The following is a 23,367-nucleotide window of genomic DNA, read 5'->3' on the forward strand; positions in this document are numbered from 1 at the left end:
GCAACCATCGCCTTGCAGACCTGGCGGGCGGAGAGAAGGGTCAGATGGTCGTCGCCTTGGCCGCTACACCGGCAAAATCGGCGTCGTCGAACACACGATAATGCGGTGGGAAGCGCGGCTCAAAGCGACGTAGAGGTGGCGCGCATCCATCTGCTCCGGATGCAAAATCGCGGCGACCTCTGCTTCAAGTCCTTTCAATAGGAGCGTACTGCCAATGTTGCGACTGGCCAACGGGCGCCCACGCTGGCGGAAGCGCTCACGTTCAAGCACCGTGGCCTCGTGAAACGAACAATGACCATCTGCCGCACGGCCCATCGCCCTCAGGCATCGCTCCAGAACTTCGTGCCGATACACACGAACGTTCGATTGCGCACGTAGGCAAGTAATTGCTCGGCGGGCCGAGTGCAGGGTCCGGGTCTGCTCAAACTCCAGCAGCGCAGCCTCCGCGTCCGTGGGCGGGTTTCTGGCGCGCCCGTCGCGAATGGAATTCAGGCGCTGGAGGGTCTGCGCAACAGCTAGGCTGGTCATGAGTGAACCGGCGAACGCCAACAACCTCGATGTTGCATCAGGGGCGACCGGGTCAAACTGGCGCCCGAAAGACGTCAGGTCTCGGAGGTCTACAGTTTCTACAACGGTGGCCCCCGGCGTCTGGCTGGCTAGTTGGTGACGTCCAGCCACGTTGCGGGAGTCCGCAATTATCAGCACCGAACCCTGATTTGTCTCGGCACGTGCCCGTAAGGCGACCATCCTGCGGATGTCGTCTTGTGCGGGGGATACATGAACGTATTCCACACGCTGAGGCAAGGTTCGCACGTCAATCTTCTGTCCCAACTCGAGCGCACGTCGCACCTCCAGCAACCAGCCGCCGAGATCGGCTGCCCCGACATTGGTCCAACGCCAAGTGTCGTTTAACTCGCCAACAGAGGGGTAGTTGGGTAACACATCGGCTTGCCAATCAATTAATCGTTCCGAGAAGCCGAAGATGGCCTGCATTGGGTCGCCCAGCACACACACAGGAAGGGCGACGGCGAGGGCGCTGACGATCCGGTGCTGTGTCAGGGAGCAGTCCTGATACTCATCCACGAACAGCCGCGCGTAGGTGGCGGAGAGAACATCGTCTAGGTGTCGGCCTTCCAGTGCCGCGATGGCAGCCGCACGTATAGCGGGGTAGTCCCGACCGGGGTTCGTCAATTCAAGCACCCGCGGGTTGATGCCACTGCGGCGAGGAAACGACGCTGCTACACGTTTCGCGAAGCCGTCGATGGTCGCGACACGATAGGCGCTCGCCGGGACACCCGTGTTGTTGAGGCGCAAGCGCAACGCGGAGACACCCGCGTTCGTATGAGTCAGCACCAAGATCGGAAGGCGCCCTTGATGCTGACGAAGCGCTGCGGCGATCAGGTGGGTCTTGCCGCACCCCGCTGGAGCGGTGACCGAGCCACGCTGAACCGCCAGCAGAGTCTCCTCAATGCTCATGAGCCCAGCTGAATAGGTTGCGGATATGCTGCTGGAAAGGCGCCGCCGTTTGAGCAAAGCGCGGACCGATAATGTCCCTCGCCAAGTCCTCGACGATGCCCTGCTGCTTAAACCAGCCGCTCTTGTGCGCAACACTTCCTAGCTCTTGTCGCAACTGCGAATCGAACCCATCAGACAGGGATGTTTCGTCGATGGCTTCGAGTGTCCACTGACCATTGGTTCGGGTTCTGATTTGATCGTCTATCACCTGGCGCCCATGGAGTTCGATTGCTCGTTCAAGAAGCTCTGCAACCCCACCGTGGTCAAGCGACATAAAGAGTTCATGCTCGGTCGCACGGTCGGCATCCCATTGAATATGGCGCCCACCGGCGGCTACGTGGGTGGCCACGTCTCCCGGGTTGATGGGCTTGTCGCTGTCAACGAGCACAATCGTCTTGTACCCGAGTGAGCGCAGAGCCAGCCCCCGTTGAAATCCCTTTTCGGGAAAGCTGCCACCTACGCTTACTGCGATAGCTCCGGCTGACAGCAAGGAGCGGTGGTTCTGCTCGACCCAATACATGTCCAAGCCTCGGACCAGTCCCACTTCGCTGGCGCCCTCACACAGAATCACGGTCTTCGCGAGCAGCGCCTCGGGCGTCGCTCGCGCCGTGCCTTGCGCTTCTGCGAATTCCCCGGCCCAACGGGCTTCGTGCTGGACACCCTCCGTGCGGACTACCCAGATTTGCTCTGCATCAAGTTCGCGTACTGCCACGGGGGAGTGAGTGGTCAGGAATACTTGCATCGGCGCAGCTGGGTCCTTCGCACCCAACGATATCAGGAGTCGTTGAAGGCGATGCGGTTCCAAGCCAGTTTCCGCCTCATCAACCAGGACGATGCCCGCTTGATCCTTAAATGCGGCCCGTTGGAGCCCTGCTATGAGCAGGCGCGCTGATCCGGTGCCCAATGAACGCAGTGGCACGCCGGCATCATTGTGAAGGGCAACCGCCCCATCTCCAAGCGATACCGAGTGGGCGTCTAACAGGGCTTGCGCGCCTTGTTGCCCCACCGAAATCCCTAGCTCCTGCGCCTGCCGGTTTACCTCGTCAAGCACCTGCCGTAAGGGTTCGGAAGCGGCCTGTCCGAAACTTGCGCGCGCTTGCCTAGCAGCTTGCGCAAGTTGTGGGCCCAGTTGGACTGCGTCGTCCGACAAGCGATTGAGAACGGAACCCCGCGTCCACCCGAGGTGGGCGTTGAGATAGTTGCCCAGCCGCGCGGGTGCAATGGAAACGCGGTCCGCCCAGCGTAGCCCTCGCTCTATTCCTGCGGCTTGCGCCTGGGACGAGATCAGCGTCCAAACAGGCTCAAGATCGGCGCCTACTAGTACGTTGACGGAAAGGACCGTCTCCCAACCATGCTGCGGCTCTTCCTCGATCACGCGCGTGCCTGCATGGTATGAACGCAGGAAATCACCGTAGGTATCAAGGTTCTGCAAAGCGTCGGGCAACGCCCCAAGCGTCAACGTGATGCTGATTGCCTGCCCAACGTCGAGGTTGTGGAAATCTGTATCGGAGATAGCCGCCGTGCGCCGGGCACCCAAGCAGAAATCGATTGCGTCCAAGATGGTTGATTTCCCGCTGTCCCCCGGCCCTATAAGGCAGTTCACGCCGGGACCTGGAAACCAGTCAAGCGCCCGGACGGAGCGGAAGTTGCGAATTTCAACCTTGCGAATACGAGCCATCCGTGTGCATGCCCCCTGTGGCATTGCGTCTAGGGAGGATAGTGGGAATCCCCGACTTGATCCATTTAGCTGAAATCAATGGTTTTCTTAGGCCGCGGGCCAGACAAGGCTCGCCTGCGGAGCCGGTGGCAAGAGCAATCTTGTGGCTGAAAGAGATCGCGAACCGAGCAGCGATCAGTCTTCTAGAAGACGGGCAGCAGGATTCGTGGTGGCGCTACCCGTCTGGAAATATCCCATTACGCTCGACACCGCCCGGTGCTCAGTCAATTGCATGATCGCCGGCAGCGCCACCCCTTGACGGCTGGCCTCGGTCACGAACCCGGATCTGAGACTATGCCCCCCAAAATCCCCCTCTAGACCGGCCAGCCGTGCCCGCCGCTGCACAATCTCTCCCACGGCGGCGGGAGAGAGGGCAGGGCCCACGCGTGTTTTCCACAGCCGCCGGAAGATCGGGCCCTCGGTAATTCCGGCCGCCTCGAGCCACTGCTCCAGCGCCAGTGCCGCGCGATCAAGCACCGGCTTGTCCGGGGTGGAGGATGCGGTGACGCCCGCCTGCTGGGTCTTGCTGTGCTCGAGGCGGTAGAGGTAGCCTTGGTCGCCGATTCGGCGCAGGTCCCGTAGGTCCGCGGCGGCGATCTCGCTCCGCCGGCGCCCGCCGCTGGCAAAGCCGAAGCAGAGCAGGGCGCGGTCGCGCAGGCCTTCTAGGCTGTCGTCACAGGTCGCCAGCATGGCTTCCAGTTCGGCCAGGGTGATGGCGGTCTTCTTGCGCGGCCGTTCGCCGCGTTTGACCGCGGCCCGAGCCGCCCGGCTGAGAACGGTGCGGACGGCCGGTTGCTCGCAGGGATTGGGTACTTGTTTGAGCCGGTGCGCGGTGGACAGCACCGCGACCCGATGCCGCACCGTGCTCAGCGTCCACGGCCCGGGCTTGGCCTTCAGGCCGGCGGCCACCAGCGCCTGGTCGACGGCCGGCGGCAGTTCCCATGTCATGTCGCCGTCAGCCGAGCGGCGCTGGACATGGTCGACCACAAACTGCAGCACGGCGGCTTCCGGCACGGGCAGCGCCAGTTCGACGCCATAGCGCGCCGCATGCCAACCGGCCCAATAACGCAGGGCCGTCGCATAGCTGCGGGTGGTGTTGGCGGCCGCCGCTTCGGCCAGCAGTTCCCGCACGGCTTCGGCCGCCTGCTGCGCCAATTGGTCGGGCAGGGCAAGTGCGGACGCCGGTTGCGCCAAGGTCGGAAGTGCGTAATTATCATTCATAGTATGTAGTACACACTACAGCAAAAAGCATGTACCCACGATAATCATCACTGGCCGTTATCACCAGTACAGAAGCAACGGGGCAGGGCGCCCGCGTAGGAGGCACGACATGGCCCGAGGCATCACCGAATCCGACGTCCACACCGCCGCCGACGAAATCGTTGGCGCCGGCGAGCGACCGACCGTCGAGCGCATCCGCGCGCACCTAGGCACCGGCTCGCCAAACACCGTCACTCGGTGGCTCGAGACTTGGTGGCAAGGGCTGGGCCAGCGATTGCACGCGCAGCAGGCCAGACTCGCGGTCCCGGCCGCGCCGGACGCGGTCGCCGCCCTTGCGGCGGAGTGGTGGGCGCTAGCCCTGGAGAGCGCCCGAATCAGTGCCGACGAGGACCTCGCGGCCGACCGTGCGGCCCTTCAAGATGAGCGCGACGGCCTCCACCGGGACCGCGAGGCTTTCGGCAGCGAGGCTGCGGTTCTGCGTGAGCAGGCGGAAACGGCTGCGCACGCCGAACGCGTGGCGTCGACCCAGGCGGCCGAACTGCAACGGCTGGTCAGTCGGCTCGAAGGGCAGATCGGGGAACTGTCCCAGCAGCGAGAGGCGGCGCTCGCACGGGCAGTGGAGGCCGAGGCCGTCCGCCAGGCGGTTGAGCAGCGCCTTCAGGAACATCAGGAGGCCGCTCAGGCCGAGCGGGAATCCCTGGCGAACCACGTGCGGACGGTGGAGGATCGCGCCCACGCCGAGGTCGATCGCGCCCGCCAAGAAGGCAAGGATCTCAAGAATCAGCTGGCGGCCGTCAAAAAGGCGCATGCGGAAGCCGAGAAGTCGCTGGGCCAGCGGGCTGAGGCAGCCACTTCGAAAGCGATGGCGGCGGAGCGTGAAGCCGGCATCCAGCGTGCGCGGGCGGATGCTCTGGACGACCAACTGGGCAAGCTCCGTGATCTACCCGTTGCACTGGAAGCGGCTTTGCGCCGGAATGAGGGGCCGTCAAAGGCGAAGACTGCGCGGGGCAAACGACCGAGTCGAGGCTCCGGCAAGCCCCCCAAGGTCCCCGCAGAGCGGTGACCTGCGTGAAGTGGCCCGCCACATGGGCGCATCCGTGCTCGACCATGCTTGTAAAGAGCCCCAAGACTGCGGTGGCGCCGCCTATAAGAGTGCGGTGCCCACAGCGGTCGATCAGTCGTCAGATGTCTCAGATCGAGAGTTCGGAAGCTATTCAGCCACGCGACTGAGATGTCAGTGAGGGTACTTTTCCGCGGAGTTGGCCGCGGCAGACAGCGGGATCGGTGCACACCGAAATCTACGGAAGTCGCAAGAGTGCACAAGCCTTTGTACGGTAGAAATTTGGATGTACAGGCGTGAGTGCGTCGGATGTACACCGAAAGTGTTCACGCGATACAGCAAAGAGTGCGGTGCCCATGCACCATGACCACACGTTACTTGACCGAAACCGGGCCTGCTGCTACTTCGCATAATGCACATTATGTAAATACCATGACGGCCACCGGCGGCACCCGGACTCCGGCAAGCAAACGGATGGACGCAGTAGTCACGTCACGCGCTCTCCCACGCTAAGCGCACCCCTCCAACGCCGTCGCCAGGTACTCCGCGGTCCGGCTACCACGCACCTTCGCCACCTCGCGGGGCCGCCCCTCGGCGACGATGCGGCCGCCACGCTCACCCGCACCCGGGCCCATGTCGATCACCCAGTCCGCCTGCGCCACCACGCGCATCTCGTGTTCGATCACCACCACCGTATTTCCCGCCTGCACCAGCCGGTGCAGCTGCACCATCAGGCGGTCGACGTCAGCGGCATGCAGGCCGGTGGTCGGCTCGTCAAGTACGTACAGGCTGCGGCCACGCTGGCTGCGCTGCAGTTCGGTGGCCAGCTTGATGCGCTGGGCCTCGCCTCCGGACAGCTCGGTGGCCGGCTGGCCCAGGCGCAGGTAGCCCAGGCCGATCTCGCGCAGCAGGTGCAGCGGGCGGGCGATGGCACCCTGCTCGCTGAAGAACTCTCCGGCCTGCTCCACCGTCATGCCCAGCACCTCGGCGATGTTGCGGCCATTCCACCGCACCTGCAGCGTGGCCTCGTTGTAACGGGCGCCATGGCAGGTGGGACACGGCGCGTGGACGCTGGGCATGAACAGCAGCTCGACGCTGACCACGCCCTCCCCTTCGCAGGTCTCGCAGCGGCCCTTGGCGACGTTGAATGAAAACCGCCCGGCATCGAAGCGGCGTCGGCGGGCTTCGGGCGTGGCGGCAAACAGCTTGCGCACGTGGTCGAACAATCCGGTGTAGGTCGCAAGGTTGGAGCGCGGCGTGCGGCCGATCGGCTTCTGGTCGACCTGCACCAGGCGCTGCACCGCATCGATGTCGCCTGCCAGATGCCCGCGCGTGCGCTCGATCGCCGAGGGCGCATCGGGGGCCTCGTCGTCGCTGTCCTCGGGCTCGTGGCCCAGGTGCAGGCGGACCAGTTCGGCCAGGGCCTGTGCGATCAGGCTGGACTTGCCCGAGCCGGAAATGCCGGTGACCGCAGTCAGCACGCCCAGCGGAATGCGAGCGTCCAGCCCGTGCAGGTTGTGGCGGTGCAGGCCCCGCAGCTCCAGCCACCCGGACGGGGCGCGCTCATGGCTCTCCGGCGCCGGGGTGGTGTCGAACAGATACTGCGCCGTGCGTGACGCTTCGATCGCCGCCAGCCCTTCCGGCGGTCCGCTGTACAGCACCTCCCCGCCGCGTTCGCCGGCATCGGGGCCGACATCGACCAGCCATTGCGCGCGGCGCATCAGCTCAAGGTCGTGCTCCACCACGAACATCGAATTGCCGGCGTCGCGCAGCTGCTCCAGCGCGTCGTACAGCGCCTGGCTGTCGGCCGGGTGCAGGCCGGCGGACGGCTCGTCAAGCACATAGACCACGCCGAACAGGTGCGAGCGCAGCTGCGTGGCGAGCCGCAGGCGCTGCAGCTCGCCGGGCGACAGCGTCGGCGTGCTGCGGTCCAGCGACAGGTAGCCCAGCCCCAGCGCCTGCAGCGTATGCAGGCGACCGATGACGCCTTGCGCAAGACGCTGCGCGGCCAGCCGTTTCTCCTCGGACATCGCCGGGGTACGGCGAACGTCCGGCGCGGCGGCATGGGTGGCCTGCTTCGCGGCGGCGCGCCTGGCCCGGTCGCGCCCGGTCGCGCTGGCGCTGATGCTGCCCTCGCCGGCGTCGACGGGAAATTCGCCCTCCGCGATCGGCTGCAGCAGCTCCACCACCCGATCCAGCGGCAGGCGCGAGAACTCGCCGATGTCGACCCCGGCAAACGTCACCGACAGGGCCTCGCGTTTGAGCCGCTTGCCGTCGCACTCGGGGCACGGCCGGCCCTCCAGGAAGCGCGACACGCGCTTCTTCATCAGCGCGCTCTGGGTGGTGGCAAAGGTGTGCAGCACGTAGCGGCGCGCGCCGGTGTAGGTGCCCATGTAGCTGGGCTCGGCCTTGCGCTTGAGCGCGGCGCGGGTCTCGGCCGGGGTGAACCCGGCATACACCGGCGCAGTCGGCGTCTCCTCGGTGAACAGGATCCAGTCGCGGTCCTTCTTCGGCAGCTCCTTCCACGGCCTGTCGATGTCGTAGCCGAGCGTGACCAGGATGTCGCGCAGGTTCTGCCCGTGCCACGCCGGCGGCCACGAGGCGATCGCTTTTTCGCGGATGCTCAGCGACGGATCCGGCACCATCAGCGCCTCGGTCACCTCGTACACGTGGCCGAGACCGTGGCAGCGCGGGCACGCACCCTGTGGCGTGTTGGGCGAGAAGTCCTCGGCGTACAGCATCGGCTGCCGGGCCGGGTACGCACCGGCGCGGGAATACATCATCCGCACCAGGCTCGACAGCGTGGTCACGCTGCCGACGCTGGAGCGCGCATTGCCGGCGCCGCGCTGCTGCTGCAGGGCGATGGCGGGCGGCAGGCCCTCGATGGAGTCGACGTCCGGCACCCCGGCCTGGTCGATCAGGCGCCGCGCGTACGGCGCCACCGACTCGAAGTACCGGCGCTGCGCCTCGGCATAGATGGTGCCGAACGCCAGCGACGATTTGCCCGACCCCGACACGCCGGAGAACACCACCAGCTGGTCGCGCGGCACGTCGAGGTCGACGTCCCGCAGGTTGTGTTCGCGGGCACCGCGGACGCGCACGCAGCCGTCGTCACGGGCGATGGCCGGGGCTGCGGCCTTGGCGGACGACCTGCCGGCGGCACGGGATTTGGCAGCGCGCGACGTGACCATCAGGAGCTTCCGCCCAGGTCATCCAGGATCGGACAGTCCGGCCGCTGGTTGCCATGGCACCGCCGCGCCAGCTCTTCAAGCGTCCGCTGCATGGCCTGCATCTCGGCGATGCGCTTGCCCAGATCCCGGGCATGGTCCAGCGCCAGCGACTTGACCTCGGCGCTGGCGCGCGACCGGTCCGACCACAATGCCAGCAGGACTTCGATCTGCTTCATCGAAAAGCCCAGTGCGCGCGCACGTTTGACGAAGCGGAGCCGATGCACGTCCTGGCTGCTGTAGAGGCGGTAGCCGGCCGCGGTCCGCGCTGCTTCGGGGATCAATCCGATGCTCTCGTAGTGGCGGATCATCTTGGCGGTGACTCCGGACAGGCCGGCGGCCTCGCCGATGTTGTGGAAGCCCTGCCCGCGTGCTTCGCCAAGCTCCGGCGGCGGTGGCTTACGCGACACGACCCGCCTCCCCGCCAGCCTCGGGGGACGCCGGCCGCCAGCGCTTCAACAGCAGCGTATTGCCCAGCACGCTCAACGAAGAGAACGCCATGGCCGCGCCGGCGAAGATCGGGTCGAGCAGGCCCATCGCGGCCAGCGGGATGCCGACCACGTTGTAGGCGAAGGCCCAGAACAGGTTCTGGTGGATCTTGGCGGTGGTGCGCCGGGAGACGTCGATGGCATCGGCCACGAGGGTGATCGAGGGGCGCATCAGGGTGACCGCGGCGGCGTGCATCGCCACGTCGGTGCCCGAGCCCATGGCGATGCCGACGTCGCTGGCCGCCAGCGCCGGGGCGTCGTTGATGCCGTCGCCGACCATGGCGACCACGCCCCGTGCCTTGAGCTTGCGGACCACTTCAACCTTTTGTTCCGGGCGGACGTTGGCGTGTACCCCGTCGATGCCGAGGCTGCCGGCAATGCTGCGCGCCGCACCTTCGTTGTCGCCCGAGATCATGACCGTGTGGATGCCGAGCCGGTGCAGGCGCGAAACAGCGGCGCGCGCGCCGTCACGGGGCTCGTCGCGGAAGGCCAGCAGGCCGCGCACCCGGACCCCATCGCCCTCCCCGACCGCGAGCCAGGACAGGGTGTGGCCGCTGCGCTCCAGTTCATTCGCGCGGGTGCCGAGGTCGCCGACATCGGCCTTGACCTCTTGCATCAGCGCCAGGTTGCCAAGCCACGTTTCGCGGCCGTCGACGCGTCCCTTCAGGCCACGTCCCGGCAGGGCCCGGGTATCGGAGGCCGCGGCCACCGGCGTCGCTTCGCGCAGCACGGCCCGGGCCAACGGGTGCTCGCTGCCGCTCTGCAGCGCGGCGGCCAGCGCAAGCAGCGCTTCGCGCTCGCCGATGGCGGGGATCGCTTCGACCAGGCGCGGCTCGCCTGCAGTGAGGGTGCCGGTCTTGTCGAAGGCCACGACCCCGACCTTGTGCGCAAGCTCGAGCGCTTCGGCGTCCTTGATCAGGATCCCGGAGCGTGCAGCAACGCCGGTGCCGGCCATGATCGCGGTGGGCGTGGCCAGGCCAAGCGCGCAGGGACAGGCGATCACCAGCACCGCCACGGCGTTGAGGATCGCGGCGTTCCAGTCCTGGGTCGCCAGGCCCCAGGCCAGCAGGGTCACCACGGCGATGGCCACCACCACCGGCACGAAGATCGCGCTGACGCGATCGACCGCCTTCTGGATCGGGGCCTTCTTCGCCTGTGCGTCCTCGACCAGGCGGATGATGCGGGCCAGCGCGGTCTCGCTGCCGATGGCCAGGGTTTCGACCACCACGACGCCTTCGCCGTTGACGGCGCCGCCGGTGACCCGGTCACCGGCGTCCTTGGCGACGGGAAGCGACTCGCCGGTGATCAGCGACTCGTCGGCATGGGTGCGGCCTTCGCGCACTTCGCCATCGACGGGAAAGCGCTCGCCCGGGCGCACGACGACCATGTCCCCTACCCTCACCCGCTCGACCGCGACGTCCACGTCGCCTGCGGCGGTGCGCACGCGTGCGGTCGATGGCTTCAACGCCTGCAGCGCGCGGATGGCTTCGGTGGTCTGGCGCTTGGCGCGCGCCTCGAGGAACTTGCCGAGCAGGATCAGGGTGATGATCGCGGCGGAGGCTTCGAAATAGAGCTCGGCGGAGCCCTGCAGCAGGTTGTACACGCTCAGGCCGTAGCCGGCCGAAGTGCCCAGCGCCACCAGCAGGTCCATGTTGCCGGTGCCGGCGCGCAGGGCGTGCCAGCCGGCGCGGTAGAAGCGCGCGCCGAGCCAGAACTGCACCGGCGTGGCCAGCGCGAACTGCAGCCAGCCGGGCAGCATCCAGTGCTGGCCGAAGAGCATCCCGGCCATCGGCAGCACCAGCGGCGCGGTCAGGATGGCGGCGATGAGCAGGTGGCGGGCTTCCTTCGAAAGCGGCCGGCGGCCCGTGGTGGAGACGGGCTGATCCGCTGCGGCCGGCGTTGCCTGCGGAGGCTGCGCGACGTAGCCCGCGGCCTCCACGGCGGCCACGAGCTTCGCCACGTCGACTGCGCCGGCCGTGCGTACCCTGGCGCGCTCGGTGGCGAGGTTGACCGATGCCTCCATCACGCCAGGCACCTTCATCAGCGCCCGCTCGACCCGGCCCACGCAGGACGCGCAGGTCATGCCTTCGATGGCCAACTCGGTTTCATCCACGCCAATGTGGTAGCCGGCGGCCTCGATCGCCCGGGCGATGTCCGCGGCGGACGGCAGTGCGACGCCCCGGACTTCGGCGGTCTCGGTGGCGAGGTTGACGGTGGCGTCATCGACACCGGGCAGTTGCTTCAGCGCGCGCTCGACCCGGCCGGCGCACGAGGCGCAGGTCATGCCCTCGATGGGGAGTCGCAGATCCAGGGCGGCAACGGTTGTGGTCACGGGTACGTTCTCCTTCAGGATGCGCACAGCCTAATCCTTCCCATGACGGGAAGGTCAAGCGCGCGCCCGGACCCCACCCGGCCGGGGTCACTTGCGCCGGCGGGAGTTCCGGCGCATTACGGGCTTGCAAACCAGACGCAATAGAAGAGGCTTCCAGATGCGCGCCTTTGTCCTCCTGTCACTCGTCGCACTCCCCGTGGCCGCCCAGGCCGACGACACCGTGTTCTCCTGCATCACGGCCAGCGGCAAGCAGGTCCGAGTGGTGCAGGCGGACAACCATGTTCGATACACGTTCGGAAGGCCTGGCCAGGCACCGGAAATGAAGATCGAGACGCCCACTGCGGAGCTTGAATATCACGTCTCGGCGGGCTCGCAGATTGAAAGCCATGTCATGAGCTTCAGGAATGGCCGAACGATCTACCTGGTCGGCGCGTCGATCCTCTACAGCAACCCCGATTGGGGCGGCGAAATCACGGTGCTGCAAGGCGACGAGCAGCTGGCGCATATCCTGTGCCGGGATGGAACGGTCGAGTTCTCTGCCGACAGGCTGGCGACGGAGCCGGCGGGGTCCTGAACGCGGGTCAGCCGCCGCGGCGGGTACACGCTGCCCAGACCTCGTCGTCAAGCTTTCGCAGCAGATCGAACGTACGCTTCAGGCCCACGCGACGGAGCGTCTGCTCACGGCGGTCGCGTGCCGCCTGGCAACGGTCGGGTGACAGTTTGCCGCGTGCCTTCGTCCGCGTGGGACGCGCGCTCCCCGCAACGCCGCGGGCAGCCGCGCCGGATCGCGATGAAGCGCCCGCCTGCCCTCGCCGGGAGTCTGCCTTCCCTGCGGCGGAAGCCGTGGCGGGCTCCGGCACGGCGTCATACATGCCCGCTAACCGCTCCCCGTCTGCACATTCACCGCTGGTCAGCGTGACGTGACCAGTGGTGTCGATGCATTTCTGCACGGTCTGCGCCTGCGCAGGCCAGCCCGCGGCCGCCAGTGTTGCCATGGCCAGCAGTACCGCCAGCGATAGTCCATCCGTGGATCGATGACGCCCCATGTGGCCTCCTGCCGGTCGGGTCCCGTCGCCTCCGGCGCGCCACGTGGACGCGCCCGGCTTTGTTAATGCAGTTCGGCCTGCGCCACCGACACCGCCAGGCCTTCGCGGAAGCGCACCCTCAGCAGGTCGCCCACCTTGATCCGGCCCACGGCTTCGCGATGCTCGGGCGTCTCGGCGTGCAGCGTGCGGACGTTGCCGCTCGGGCCCTGCACGGTGAACGCCCCCGATGCCGCATCGACCTCGACCACCGCCGCCAGCACGGTCACTTCCTGTTCGCCCACCTGTCCACCATTCGACGGATGCAGGCCTTCGCTGATGTAGGCGCCCGGCTCGGCGCTGCCGCCGGGCTGGATGTCGAACAGCACCGACCGGTGGTAGCGCACGTCGACCACGTCGCCGACACGCAGCTCATCGATTCCCGTGACGCGCGGATCGACCGGCAGCACGCGCGTCCCGGTGCCTGTGTCCAGGGTCACCAGGCGCTTCTCGACGTCGATGGCGGTGACGCTGCCGCGCACGGCGACCTCGGCCTGCACCATGGTCTCGACGTCGGGCGAGGCGGCCTGCCCCGCTCCCGCGGACGGTTGGCCTGCGATCGCGGCGGAAGCCAGCCCGAGCGCCGCGGCGAGGGGAATCAGGTGGGCAAGGCGCTTGGTGTTCATGCTGGGCTCCAGGGTGCGGATGAACGGATGAGTTGCGCATCGTAGCCGCTGCCAGCGTCGCGGTGCTTGAGCGCGGTCAAGCGGAGGTTCGGACTTTCCCGCGATCGCGGGCCACGCAAACCCTTGATCCGAATCAAGGCGCGCGCTCCGCGGCTGCTGCACGATCCCATCCCATGGACGCATCCCTCCCCTTCAGCGCCGAACTCCTGCGCCGCTACGACCGGCCCGGCCCGCGCTATACCTCCTACCCCACCGCGCCGCAGTTCAGCAACGCGTTTGGCGAGGAGCAGCTGCGCGATGCCGCGGCCGCCAGCAACGGCGATCCCATCCCGCGCAGGCTTTCGCTGTACGTGCACGTTCCGTTCTGCGTCAGCCCCTGCTTCTACTGCGGCTGCAACCGGATCATCACCCGCGACAAATCGCGCGCCGGGACCTACCTGACGCGGCTGTATCGCGAGATCGACATGACCGCCGCGCTGTTCGATCGCGATCGTGAAGTGATCCAGCTGCATCTTGGTGGCGGCACGCCCAACTTCATGGGCCCCGACCAGATCGGCGAGCTGGTCGATGCGCTGCGCCGGCAGTTCCACTTCGCGCGCCCGGAAGAGAGCGACATTTCGATCGAGCTCGACCCGCGCTTCGTGTCGCCGGCCGACGTCGCCGAGCTCGGCCGGATCGGCTTCAACCGCGCCAGCTTCGGCGTGCAGGACTTCGACCCGGTGGTGCAGGAGGCGGTCAACCGCATCCAGTCGGTCGAGGAAACCCGCGCGGTGGTCGAGGCCTGCCGCTCAAGCGGTTTCCGCTCGGTCAACGTCGACCTGATCTACGGCCTGCCGAAGCAGAACCCGGAGGGTTTCGCGCGCACGCTGGATACGGTGGTCGAGATGCGCCCCGACCGGCTCGCGGTCTACGGCTATGCCCACCTGCCCGAGGTGTTCCGCCCGCAGAACCAGATCAAGTCCGGGGACCTGCCCAGCGCCGAGGAAAAGCTCGGCCTGCTGGAGCTGGCGATCACCAAACTGTCCGCCGCCGGCTACCAGTACATCGGCATGGACCACTTCGCGCTGCCCGACGACGACCTGTCCATGGCCCAGGCCCGCGGCAGCCTGCACCGCAACTTCATGGGCTACACCACGCACGCCGACAGCGACCTGGTCGGCCTGGGCGTGAGCGCGATCAGCCACATCGGCGACACCTTCAGCCAGAACCCGCGCGACCTGCCCTCCTGGCAGTTCGCGGTCGACGAAGGCCGGCTGCCGGTCTTCCGCGGCATGCAGCTGGACGAGGACGACGTGATCCGCGCCGACCTGATCCAGCAGCTGATGTGCCAGGCCGAGGTGCCGATGGACGCGCTCGAACGTCGACACGCCATTGATTTCAACGAGTATTTCTCCGAGGGGCTGGCGAAACTTGCGCCACTCGAAGCCGACGGACTGGTGCGCATCGAACCGGGCCGGATCAAGGTGACCGCGCGCGGACGGCTGCTCTTGCGTAACATTGCCATGTGCTTCGACCGCTACCTCACCCCCGCCCCCGCCGAATCCGACACCCGGCCCCGCTTCTCCCGCGCCATCTGACGCGACGGGAGGCCTGTCCGTGGTGAACAAGATCGCGTTCCCGCGCGTCGATCCCAGCGTGCTGGCCGACGACGGCGACGCATTCCATTTCTGCTCGACCTGCGCGTTCTCCCAGGCCTGCATGGCCCAGGGCATGGACAAGGCATCGCTGGGCGAGCTGCACATGCTGGTCGAGCACGTCGGCCCGCTGCACGCCGGCGAGCACGTGTTCCGCGTCGGCGATCCCTTCGAAGCCATCGCGGCGGTGCGCGCGGGCACGGTCAAGACCTACGTCATCGATCCCAGCGGCCGCGAGCACGTGCTCGGCTTCCATTTCCCGGGCGAGGTGATCGGCCTCGACGGCATCGACGGCGACACCTATCCGTGCAACGCCGTGGCGCTCGACACGGTGATGCTGTGCCGGTTCTCGTTCCCGAAGATCTCGGTGCTGGCCGGCCGCCTGCCGGGCCTGCAGCAGCACCTGTTCCGGCTGCTCAGCCGTGACATCGGCCGCGCCGCCCTGCTTGCCGGCGACTGGACCGCCGACGAGCGCCTGGCCGCGTTCCTGGTGATGATGTCGCGCCGGCTGGCGGCACGCGGGTTCTCGCCCGACCGGTTCCAGCTGACCATGGCGCGCACCGACATCGCCAACTACCTGCGCCTGGCGCCGGAAACCGTCAGCCGCGTGCTCAAGCGCTTCCAGGCCGACGGCCTGCTGCGCGTGGATCGACGCGAACTCGAGATCATCGACCAGGCCCGCCTTGGCGCCCTGGCGACGCCGGTGCTCTGGAAACAGTAAGGCTTCTCGGGACGACTCGAAGGCCGCACGGCCGCGCATGCACCGGCCCCGCTCCACTGCTTGACCCAGGTCAGTTCCTTTTCCCACGCCAACCGCCACGATGACGCCGCCTTCACATGCGGAGAAACGTGCCAATGGATACAACCAAGCGGTTGTGGTGGGGGCTGGGTGCCCTGCTCACAGTGACGTTCGCGATCATGCTGTGGATGGGGCGCGAGATCCATCAACAGGCGCCCCCCCTGCCCACGGCCATCGTGACCGAAAGCGGCCAGACGGTGTTCACCAAAGAGGAGCTCGAAACCGGCCGCGTGGTCTGGCAGAGCTTCGGCGGCCAGCAGATCGGTTCGATCTGGGGCCATGGCGCGCTGATGGCGCCCGACTGGTCGGCCGAGTGGTTGCACAAGGAAGCCCTGGCGATTCTGGACATGCGCGCGCAGGCGCAGTACGGCAAGTCCTACGACGCACTTGCGGCGGATGACCAGGCCAGGCTCGAGGCACAGCTTCGCCCCGACCTGCGCGCCAACACCTATGACGAAGCCACCGACACGCTCGTGATCTCCGACGAGCGCGCGCGGGCGATCGACGTGGTCGCCGCGCACTACGACAGCGTGTTCTCCGGCGATCCCGCAGGCGCCGGACTACGCGAGGCCTACGCACTGCGCGAGAACCCGATCCCGGATGCAGAGCATCGCCGGCTGATGTCGGGCTTCTTCTTCTGGGCGGCCTGGGCCACGGTGACCGAGCGACCCGGCAGCGAGATCAGCTACACCCACAACTTCCCGCACGACCCCATGGTCGGCAACACGCCCACCTCCAGCAGCTTCATGTGGTCGATGTTCAGCATCCTGCTGATGATCGCCGGCATCGCGCTGCTGGTCTGGCATTACGCGGTCTGGCACGGCAAAGAGACACCGCTGGTGCCGCCCGCTACCGATCCCTCGCTGTCGATCAGGATCACTCCTTCGATGCGTGCGGTGGGCAAGTATTTCTGGCTGGTGATGGGCCTGTTCCTGGTGCAGATCCTGCTGGGCGCGACCACCGCCCACTACCAGGTGGAAGGCCAGGCCGCCTATGGCCTGCCCTTGGCCGAGATCCTGCCCTACACGCTGACCCGCACCTGGCACACCCAGCTGGCGATCCTGTGGATCGCGACGGCCTGGCTGGCCACCGGCCTGTATCTCGCGCCTGCGATTTCAGGGCATGAGCCGAAGTTCCAGCGCCTGGGGGTGAACTTCCTGTTCGTCAGCCTGATCCTGATCGTGGTGGGCTCCTTCGCCGGCCAGTGGATGGCGGTGATGAACAAGCTCGGCTTGGCCCACAACTTCTGGTTCGGCCACCAGGGCTGGGAGTACACCGACATCGGCCGCTTCTGGCAGATCTACCTGTTCATCGGGCTGATGCTGTGGCTGGTGCTGATGGGCCGCGCCCTGTGGCCGGCGCTCAAGCGCAAGGACGAGATGTCCTCGATCGCGGGCCTGCTGTTCCTGTCGGTGGTCGCCATCGGCCTGCTGTACGCGGCCGGCCTGATGTGGCGCGAGCACTCGCACATCTCGATCATCACCTACTGGCGCTTCTGGATCGTGCACCTGTGGGTGGAAGGCTTCTTCGAGGTGTTCGCGGTCGCGGTGATCAGCTTCATCTTCGTCAAGCTGGGGCTGGTGCGCGGCAGGTCGGCCACGATCGCGGTGCTGTTTGCAACCATCGTGTTCATGGCCGGCGGCGTGCTGGGCATGTTCCACCACCTGTACTTCGCCGGCACGACAACCGCGATCATCGCCGTGGGAGCAAGTATCTCGGCGCTTGAAGTGGTGCCGCTGGCGCTGATCGGCCTGGAGGCGTACGACACCTGGAGGACCGGCCGCGCCACGCCGTGGATGCAGCGCTACAAGTGGCCGATCATGTTCTTTCTGGCGGTCAGCTTCTGGAACCTGATCGGTGCCGGCCTGCTGGGCTTCCTGATCAACACCCCGATCGCGCTGTACTTCATGCAGGGCACCAACCTGACCGCGGCCCACGGCCACACCGCGCTGTTCGGCGTGTACGGCATGCTGGGCATGGGGCTGATGCTGTACTGCCTGCGCGGTCTGAAGCCCGACCTGGTCTGGCGCGAGGGCCTGATCCGCTCGGCATTCTGGTCGTTCAACATCGGCCTTTCGCTGATGGCGGTGCTGACCCTGCTGCCGATGGGACTCCTGCAGTTGGAAGCCAATATCGAGCGTGGCTACTGGTACGCCCGTTCGGCCGAGTTCATGGGGCGTCCGATCATCGACGTGCTGGTCTGGCTGCGCACGCCGGGCGACATCGTGTTCGCGATCGGCGGGGTCCTGATGGCCGCGTTCGTCGCTTCGCTGTGGCTGGCGCCGGGCCGGGCCCGCACTCCCGCCGCGATCGGCGGCGAGGCGCACAACGAGGCCTGAGCAGCTTCGTGGAAGCAGCACCCGGGGGCGGACGCATGTCCGCCCCCTTTTTCGTTCTGGCAGCGGCATGTCCCGCCGTGCGCGCCAGATGCGCGCTCCCGCTGACCTGGATCAAGGCCGTGACGCCGGCAAGCGGTCCACACTGGCCGCCATGGACACACGACCCGACCAGCACATGTCGCCGCGGCTCCTGGCCGTCGCTCCGCATCGCCTGATGTTCTTCGTCGGCGCCGGCAACGTCCTGCTGGCGATGGCCTGGTGGGCGGCGTGGCTCTTCGCCGCGCGCTGGCCCGACCTGCTGCGGATGCCGCAGCCCGATCCGTATGCCGGCTGGCTGCACGCCATCGTCATGCAGTACCAGATGCTGCCGAGCTTCATCTTCGGCTTCCTGCTGACCACATTTCCGAAATGGATGGGGCTGCCTGATGCCGCCCGCTGGCACTACCTGCCGGTGGGAGCCGGCATGTTCGGCGGCCAGCTCGCGGTGCTGCTGGGTGCGTTCGGCGCGCCCGCCGGCATCGAGGTCGGCGTGGCGATGACGCTTGCGGGCTGGGCGGCCGGCCTGTGCTTCCTCGGCGACCTCGTGCTGCGCGACCGCAACCGCACCTGGCATGCGCGCTCGTGCTTCGCCGCGCTGCTGCTGGGCTGGCTGGGGCTGGCCGCATTCGGGGGCGGAATGCTGTCCGGCTCGCCGCAGTGGATGTTCGCGAGCATCAAGGTCGGCACCTTCGGACTGCTGCTGCCGGTCTACCTGACGGTGGCGCACCGCATGTTCCCGTTCTTCGCCTCCACCGTGGTGCCCGGCTACGCGCCATGGCGGCCGCTGTGGCTGCTGGCCGCGTTCTGGGCGATCTGCCTGCTGCACCTCGGCCTGGAGCTGGTGCACGCCTACGCCTGGCTGTGGCTGGCCGACCTGCCGCTGCTGGCGCTGTCGCTGCTGGCGCTGTGGCGCTGGTGGCCACGCGGTCCCAAGCCCGGCATCCTGGCGGTGCTGTTCCTGGGCCTGGCCTGGCTGCCGGTGACCTTCGCGCTGTATGCGGTGCAGAGCCTGGTCTACTTCGCGGGCGACGGCTTCATCCTCGGCCGTGCGCCGGCGCACGCCTTGTTCGTGGGCTTTTTCGGCAGCGTGCTGGTGGCCATGGTGACCCGGGTGACGCAGGGCCATTCGGGCCGGAAGATCGAGATGCCGGCCGTGGCCTGGTTCGCCTTCGCGGCGATCCAGGTGGTCACTGTCGTGCGCATCCTGGCCGACGTCTCGGCCGATCCCGGTGCGTGGTGGGCCGTGGCCGCGACGGGCTGGCTGCTGGCGCTGGGGCCGTGGGTGCTGCGGCTTGGCAGGATCTACCTCTCGCCGCGCAGGGACGGACGCCCGGGGTGAATCGATGATCGAGTTCTATCCGCAGATCAAGATGGTCCATGTGTCCACGGTGATCGCAAGCGGCCTGCTGTTCGCGCTCCGTGGCCTGCTGGTGCAGGCGGGCATGCAGCGCTGGGCGCTGGCGGCTCCCGTGCGCTACACCAGCTACGCCATCGACACCACGCTGCTCACCGCCGCGCTGATGCTGCTCACCATCCTGCCCGGCGCGATGTTCGGCAATGGCTGGCTGGCCATGAAGCTCGTATTGCTGGTGGTCTACGTGGTCCTGGGCGTGTTCGCCCTCCGGCGCGGACGCACGCCGCGCGCACGCATCGCCAGCTACCTGGCCGCGCTGGCGGTGTTCGGCTTCATCTATTCGATCGCCCGCACGCACCACCCGGGTGGAATCGCCTGGATGTTGCTTGCTGCTTGACCCGTGTCATGGGCCCGGGCGCACGATCCCGGGATACTGCATCCATGGCCCCCGCGCCGGCCGCGGGGCCGTGGACCGGCGGCTCGCGCCCCTTTCCCGATGCGGGAGCCTATAATGTGCGGATGCAGCATCCGCCGGTGCGCGGTTCCGTCCGGCCCATGCGCGCAACGCTTCGCGGTGTCAGCCGAAACAGGCCCCGGCATTGACTGTGATCAAGTCCAGGCGTGGGCGGACACCGGAAAATAGACAACCAGCAAACCAAGGTCACGTGCCCATGTCCTCGACCCCAGCCACCGCGACGGCCCCGGCCGACATCAGCGGTTCCGACGCAGCCAGGTCCGGCTTCTACAACGACAAGGTGGTGCGCCAGTTCACCATCGCCACCGTGGTCTGGGGCATCGTCGGCATGGCGGTCGGCGTGTTCATCGCCGCCCAGCTGTACTGGCCGACCCTTGGTGAAGGCATTCCGTGGCTCAGCTACGGCCGCCTGCGCCCGCTGCACACCAACGGCGTGATCTTCGCCTTCGGCGTCAGCGCGCTGTTCGCGACCAGCCTGCACGTGGTGCAGCGCACCTGCCACGTCCGCCTGATCTCCGACAAGTTGGCCTCCTTCGTGTTCTGGGGCTGGCAGGCGATCCTGGTGGCTGCGGTCATCACCCTGCCGCTGGGCATCACCCAGAGCAAGGAATACGCCGAGCTCGAGTGGCCCATCGACTGGGCCATCGCGGTGGTCTGGGTGTCGTACGCGGTGCTGTATTTCGGCACCATCATGAAGCGCCGCGTGCAGCACATCTATGTCGCCAACTGGTTCTTCGGCGCGTACATCATCACCATCGCCCTGCTCCACATCGTCAACAACATCGCCATCCCGTCCGGCTGGGACAAGTCGTATCCGGTCTACAGCGGCACGGTCGATGCCATGGTGCAGTGGTGGTACGGACACAACGCGGTGGGCTTCCTGCTCACCACCGCCTTCCTCGGCATGATGTATTACTTCGTGCCCAAGCAGGCCGGGCGCCCGATCTACTCCTACCGGCTGTCGATCGTGCACTTCTGGGCGCTGATCGCGGTCTACATGTGGGCCGGCCCGCACCACCTGCTCTACACCTCCCTGCCCGACTGGGTGCAGTCGGTGGGCATGGTGTTCTCGCTGATCCTGCTGGCCCCCAGCTGGGGCGGCGCGATCAACGGGATCATGACGCTCTCCGGGGTCTGGTACAAACTGCGCACCGACCCGATCCTGAAGTTCCTGATCGTGGCGCTGTCGTTCTACATGATCGCCACCTTCGAGGGCCCGATGCTCTCGATCAAGACGGTCAACTCGCTGTCGCACTACACCGACTGGACCGTGGGCCACGTGCACGCCGGCGCCCTCGGCTGGGTGGCGATGATCACCATCGGCTCGATCTACTCGCTGATGCCGCGCGTGCTTGGCCTGAAGGAGATGCATTCGGTCAAGTGGATCGACACGCACTTCTGGCTGCACACCGTCGGCGTGGTGCTGTACATCGCCTCGATGTGGATCGCCGGCGTGATGCAGGGCCTGATGTGGCGCGCCACCAACGCCGACGGCACGCTGACCTACAGCTTCGTCGAGTCGCTCAACGCCACCTATCCCTACTACCTCGTGCGCTTCGGCGGCGGCCTGCTGATCCTTGCCGGCATGGGCCTGATGGCGGTCAATACATGGAAGACCTTCCAGGCGGCCAAGGACCCGGTGCCGCAGCCGGTGCTGCCGCCAGACCCCTCCGACGCCCGCGCTTCGACCCAGGCAGCCTGACATGACGGATAAAAAGACCCCGGCGCCGTCCAACGGCCACCAGAAGATCGAGAAGAACATCGGCCTCATGATCGGCCTGATCGCCGTCGCCGTGTCCTTCGGCGGCCTGACCGAAATCGTGCCGCTGATGTACCAGGCCGAGGCCATCGAGCCGCTCGAGGGCGTCGAGCCCTACCCCGCGCTGGAGCTCGCCGGCCGTGACGTCTACGTCCGCGAGGGCTGCTACAACTGCCATACGCAGATGATCCGCACCCTGCGCTTCGAGACCGAACGCTACGGCCACTATTCGCTGGCCGGCGAATCCGTCTACGACCGCCCGCACCAGTGGGGCTCCAAGCGCACCGGGCCCGACCTTGCGCGCGTCGGCGGCCGTTATTCCGACGACTGGCACCGCGTGCACCTGGTCGATCCGCGCGCGGTGGTGCCGGAATCGAACATGCCGTCCTTCCCGTGGCTGGCCACCACGCCGGTCAGCGGCGAAAAGGTCACCCGCAACATGCGCAACCTGCGCCGCATCGGCGATCCCTACAGCGACGAGGACATCGACGGCGCCGCGGCGGTGGTCGCCGGCAAGACCGAGCTCGACGCCGTGGTGGCCTACCTGCAGGGCCTCGGCCTGCACGCACCCGCGGTCACATCGGCTGCAACGCCGACCGCGGCCGACGTGGAGGGAGCGCAATGATCGGCGGGCTGGTCACGCTGTCCCTGCTGCTGCTGTTCGTGGGCGGCTGGATCTGGGTCTGGCGGCCTTCGCACAAGGCCGAGTTCGACGCAGCCGCGCAGCTGCCCCTTGAGGACGATTTCCTGGAGCCCCGGCAATGAGCACAGGTTGGAGCATTTACGTCATCGCACTTGTGCTGCTGAACATCGGCGGCCTCTGGTACCTGCTGGCCTGGACAAGCCGCCGCCGCCCGGGCGACCCCAAGCCCGAGGAAACCAGCCACGTCTGGGACGGAGACATCACCGAATACAACAAGCCGCTGCCGCGCTGGTGGATCATCGGCTTCTACCTGACCATGGTATTCGCGGTCGGCTACCTGCTGTGGTACCCGGGCTTCGGCAACTTCAAGGGCTTTGGCGGCTGGACTTCGGCGGGCGAACACGACGCCGACAAGGCCAAGCAGGACGCGATCCTTGCCGTCACCTTCCGCCCTTACGACGGCAAGTCGATCGCCACGCTGGCCGCCGATCCGCGGGCGGTTGAACTCGGGCGGGCGATCTTCGCCAACACCTGTGCGACCTGCCACGGATCCTCGGCGCAGGGCGCGGTGGGCTATCCGAACCTGTCCGACGACATCTGGCACTGGGGCGGTTCGGAGGACGAGATCCTCACCAGCATCCTCGACGGGCGCCAGGGCGTGATGCCCGAGTGGGGCACGGTGCTCACCGGCATGGGCGGTGACAACGCGGTGCTGTCGGTCGCCACCTATGCACGCTCGCTTGCAGGCGAAGTCCCCGCCAGCGACTTCTTCGCCGCGCAGGGCAAGGGCCTGTACGAGGGCGTCTGCGTCGCCTGCCACGGCATCGACGGAACCGGCAACCAGGCCCTCGGCGCGCCGGACCTGACCGACGACTACGCCATGTACGGCAGCTCGGTGGAATCGATCATGGAAACCATCAACCAGGGTCGCCACGGCGTCATGCCGGCGCACCGCGAACTGCTCGGCGAGACCCGCGCCCGCCTGGTGGGTTCGTATGTCTGGTCGCTGTCGAACAATGCCGCGACCGGGGAGCCGCAGGCGGAGAACCAGTGAGCC

The 23,367-nt window shown here is 67.1% G+C and carries 18 protein-coding genes; 11 read left to right on the forward strand and 7 right to left on the reverse strand.

Features of this window, described 5'->3' with window-relative positions; genetic code table 11:
• Positions 1-63: 63 nt before the first annotated feature.
• From WCE39_RS05105 to WCE39_RS05115, 3 genes are all read right to left on the reverse strand, one after another.
• A complete protein-coding gene (locus tag WCE39_RS05105; protein WP_343275614.1) occupies positions 64-1,476 on the reverse strand; it encodes a UvrD-helicase domain-containing protein in 1,413 nt (470 codons plus the stop codon).
• Positions 1,466-3,217, reverse strand: coding sequence for an ATP-dependent nuclease (locus WCE39_RS05110; RefSeq protein WP_343275615.1), 1,752 nt, complete (start codon positions 3,215-3,217; stop codon positions 1,466-1,468). Before WCE39_RS05110 ends, WCE39_RS05105 begins: the two co-directional genes overlap by 11 nt.
• 150 nt (positions 3,218-3,367) lie before the next feature.
• Complete coding sequence (locus WCE39_RS05115; RefSeq protein ID WP_343275616.1) at positions 3,368-4,453, reverse strand: site-specific integrase; 1,086 nt, start codon at positions 4,451-4,453, stop codon at positions 3,368-3,370.
• Positions 4,454-4,562: 109 nt separating this feature from the next.
• Here WCE39_RS05115 and WCE39_RS05120 point away from each other — a divergent pair, with 109 nt between their 5' ends.
• Positions 4,563-5,516 (forward strand): DNA-binding protein, encoded by a 954-nt coding sequence (locus WCE39_RS05120; RefSeq protein ID WP_343275617.1) that lies wholly within the window; start codon positions 4,563-4,565, stop codon positions 5,514-5,516.
• Positions 5,517-6,022: 506 nt separating this feature from the next.
• On the opposite strand, the gene WCE39_RS05125 is transcribed toward WCE39_RS05120, so the two are convergent.
• From WCE39_RS05125 to WCE39_RS05135, 3 genes are read right to left on the reverse strand one after another with little or no spacing between them, the layout of a single operon-like run.
• Positions 6,023-8,704, reverse strand: coding sequence for an excinuclease ABC subunit UvrA (locus WCE39_RS05125; RefSeq protein ID WP_343275618.1), 2,682 nt, complete (start codon positions 8,702-8,704; stop codon positions 6,023-6,025).
• Positions 8,704-9,150 (reverse strand): Cu(I)-responsive transcriptional regulator, encoded by a 447-nt coding sequence (cueR, locus tag WCE39_RS05130; RefSeq protein WP_343275619.1) that lies wholly within the window; start codon positions 9,148-9,150, stop codon positions 8,704-8,706. Before cueR ends, WCE39_RS05125 begins: the two co-directional genes overlap by 1 nt.
• On the reverse strand, positions 9,140-11,512 hold the full coding sequence (locus WCE39_RS05135; protein ID WP_452299569.1) for a heavy metal translocating P-type ATPase: 2,373 nt from the start codon (positions 11,510-11,512) through the stop codon (positions 9,140-9,142). Before WCE39_RS05135 ends, cueR begins: the two co-directional genes overlap by 11 nt.
• A gap of 205 nt (positions 11,513-11,717) precedes the next feature.
• Here WCE39_RS05135 and WCE39_RS05140 point away from each other — a divergent pair, with 205 nt between their 5' ends.
• Positions 11,718-12,134, forward strand: a complete 417-nt coding sequence (locus WCE39_RS05140) for a hypothetical protein (RefSeq protein WP_343275621.1) — start codon at positions 11,718-11,720, stop codon at positions 12,132-12,134.
• Positions 12,135-12,668: 534 nt separating this feature from the next.
• Here WCE39_RS05140 and WCE39_RS05145 read toward each other — a convergent pair.
• Complete coding sequence (locus WCE39_RS05145) at positions 12,669-13,268, reverse strand: hypothetical protein (RefSeq protein WP_343275622.1); 600 nt, start codon at positions 13,266-13,268, stop codon at positions 12,669-12,671.
• A 173-nt stretch (positions 13,269-13,441) separates the two neighbouring features.
• On the opposite strand from WCE39_RS05145, the gene hemN reads away from it, so the two are divergent.
• The 9 genes from hemN to ccoP all read left to right on the forward strand — a co-directional run bounded on the left by hemN (position 13,442) and on the right by ccoP (position 23,364).
• The gene (gene hemN / locus WCE39_RS05150; protein WP_343253942.1) at positions 13,442-14,845 is read left to right on the forward strand and encodes an oxygen-independent coproporphyrinogen III oxidase; all 1,404 of its coding nucleotides are present in this window, start codon (positions 13,442-13,444) and stop codon (positions 14,843-14,845) included.
• Positions 14,846-14,867: 22 nt separating this feature from the next.
• Positions 14,868-15,623, forward strand: coding sequence for a helix-turn-helix domain-containing protein (locus WCE39_RS05155; RefSeq protein ID WP_343253941.1), 756 nt, complete (start codon positions 14,868-14,870; stop codon positions 15,621-15,623).
• A 134-nt stretch (positions 15,624-15,757) separates the two neighbouring features.
• A complete protein-coding gene (locus WCE39_RS05160; RefSeq protein ID WP_343275623.1) occupies positions 15,758-18,040 on the forward strand; it encodes a nitric-oxide reductase large subunit in 2,283 nt (760 codons plus the stop codon).
• A gap of 175 nt (positions 18,041-18,215) precedes the next feature.
• Positions 18,216-19,418, forward strand: coding sequence for an NnrS family protein (locus tag WCE39_RS05165; RefSeq protein WP_343275624.1), 1,203 nt, complete (start codon positions 18,216-18,218; stop codon positions 19,416-19,418).
• A gap of 4 nt (positions 19,419-19,422) precedes the next feature.
• The gene (locus WCE39_RS05170) at positions 19,423-19,830 is read left to right on the forward strand and encodes a SirB2 family protein (protein WP_343275625.1); all 408 of its coding nucleotides are present in this window, start codon (positions 19,423-19,425) and stop codon (positions 19,828-19,830) included.
• Between the two features lie 274 nt (positions 19,831-20,104).
• Positions 20,105-21,610 carry a cytochrome-c oxidase, cbb3-type subunit I gene (gene ccoN / locus WCE39_RS05175; RefSeq protein WP_343275626.1) on the forward strand — a complete coding sequence of 502 codons (1,506 nt, stop codon included), beginning with the start codon at positions 20,105-20,107 and terminating at the stop codon, positions 21,608-21,610.
• 1 nt (position 21,611) lies between these two features.
• Positions 21,612-22,292 carry a cytochrome-c oxidase, cbb3-type subunit II gene (gene ccoO, locus WCE39_RS05180; protein WP_343253936.1) on the forward strand — a complete coding sequence of 227 codons (681 nt, stop codon included), beginning with the start codon at positions 21,612-21,614 and terminating at the stop codon, positions 22,290-22,292.
• The gene (locus WCE39_RS05185) at positions 22,289-22,432 is read left to right on the forward strand and encodes a cbb3-type cytochrome oxidase subunit 3 (RefSeq protein WP_343253935.1); all 144 of its coding nucleotides are present in this window, start codon (positions 22,289-22,291) and stop codon (positions 22,430-22,432) included. The genes ccoO and WCE39_RS05185 overlap by 4 nt, the downstream gene beginning before the upstream one ends.
• Positions 22,429-23,364, forward strand: a complete 936-nt coding sequence (ccoP, locus tag WCE39_RS05190; RefSeq protein WP_343253934.1) for a cytochrome-c oxidase, cbb3-type subunit III — start codon at positions 22,429-22,431, stop codon at positions 23,362-23,364. The genes WCE39_RS05185 and ccoP overlap by 4 nt, the downstream gene beginning before the upstream one ends.
• The last annotated feature ends 3 nt before the right edge of the window (positions 23,365-23,367 follow it).

Origin of the sequence: Luteimonas yanweni (assembly GCF_039548475.1) — a bacterium.
In the GTDB taxonomy this organism is placed as follows: domain Bacteria; phylum Pseudomonadota; class Gammaproteobacteria; order Xanthomonadales; family Xanthomonadaceae; genus Luteimonas.

Coding starts and splice junctions, on each gene's coding strand:
- WCE39_RS05105 (WP_343275614.1), bottom strand. CDS start 1,476: ATGAGCATTGAGGAGACTCTGCTGGCGGTTCAGCGTGGCTCGGTCACC.
- WCE39_RS05110 (WP_343275615.1), bottom strand. CDS start 3,217: ATGCCACAGGGGGCATGCACACGGATGGCTCGTATTCGCAAGGTTGAA.
- WCE39_RS05115 (WP_343275616.1), bottom strand. CDS start 4,453: ATGAATGATAATTACGCACTTCCGACCTTGGCGCAACCGGCGTCCGCA.
- WCE39_RS05120 (WP_343275617.1), top strand. CDS start 4,563: ATGGCCCGAGGCATCACCGAATCCGACGTCCACACCGCCGCCGACGAA.
- WCE39_RS05125 (WP_343275618.1), bottom strand. CDS start 8,704: ATGGTCACGTCGCGCGCTGCCAAATCCCGTGCCGCCGGCAGGTCGTCC.
- WCE39_RS05135 (WP_452299569.1), bottom strand. CDS start 11,512: ATGACCTGCGCCTCGTGCGCCGGCCGGGTCGAGCGCGCGCTGAAGCAA.
- WCE39_RS05140 (WP_343275621.1), top strand. CDS start 11,718: ATGCGCGCCTTTGTCCTCCTGTCACTCGTCGCACTCCCCGTGGCCGCC.
- WCE39_RS05145 (WP_343275622.1), bottom strand. CDS start 13,268: ATGAACACCAAGCGCCTTGCCCACCTGATTCCCCTCGCCGCGGCGCTC.
- hemN (WP_343253942.1), top strand. CDS start 13,442: ATGGACGCATCCCTCCCCTTCAGCGCCGAACTCCTGCGCCGCTACGAC.
- WCE39_RS05160 (WP_343275623.1), top strand. CDS start 15,758: ATGGATACAACCAAGCGGTTGTGGTGGGGGCTGGGTGCCCTGCTCACA.
- WCE39_RS05165 (WP_343275624.1), top strand. CDS start 18,216: ATGTCGCCGCGGCTCCTGGCCGTCGCTCCGCATCGCCTGATGTTCTTC.
- WCE39_RS05170 (WP_343275625.1), top strand. CDS start 19,423: ATGATCGAGTTCTATCCGCAGATCAAGATGGTCCATGTGTCCACGGTG.
- ccoN (WP_343275626.1), top strand. CDS start 20,105: ATGTCCTCGACCCCAGCCACCGCGACGGCCCCGGCCGACATCAGCGGT.
- ccoO (WP_343253936.1), top strand. CDS start 21,612: ATGACGGATAAAAAGACCCCGGCGCCGTCCAACGGCCACCAGAAGATC.
- WCE39_RS05185 (WP_343253935.1), top strand. CDS start 22,289: ATGATCGGCGGGCTGGTCACGCTGTCCCTGCTGCTGCTGTTCGTGGGC.
- ccoP (WP_343253934.1), top strand. CDS start 22,429: ATGAGCACAGGTTGGAGCATTTACGTCATCGCACTTGTGCTGCTGAAC.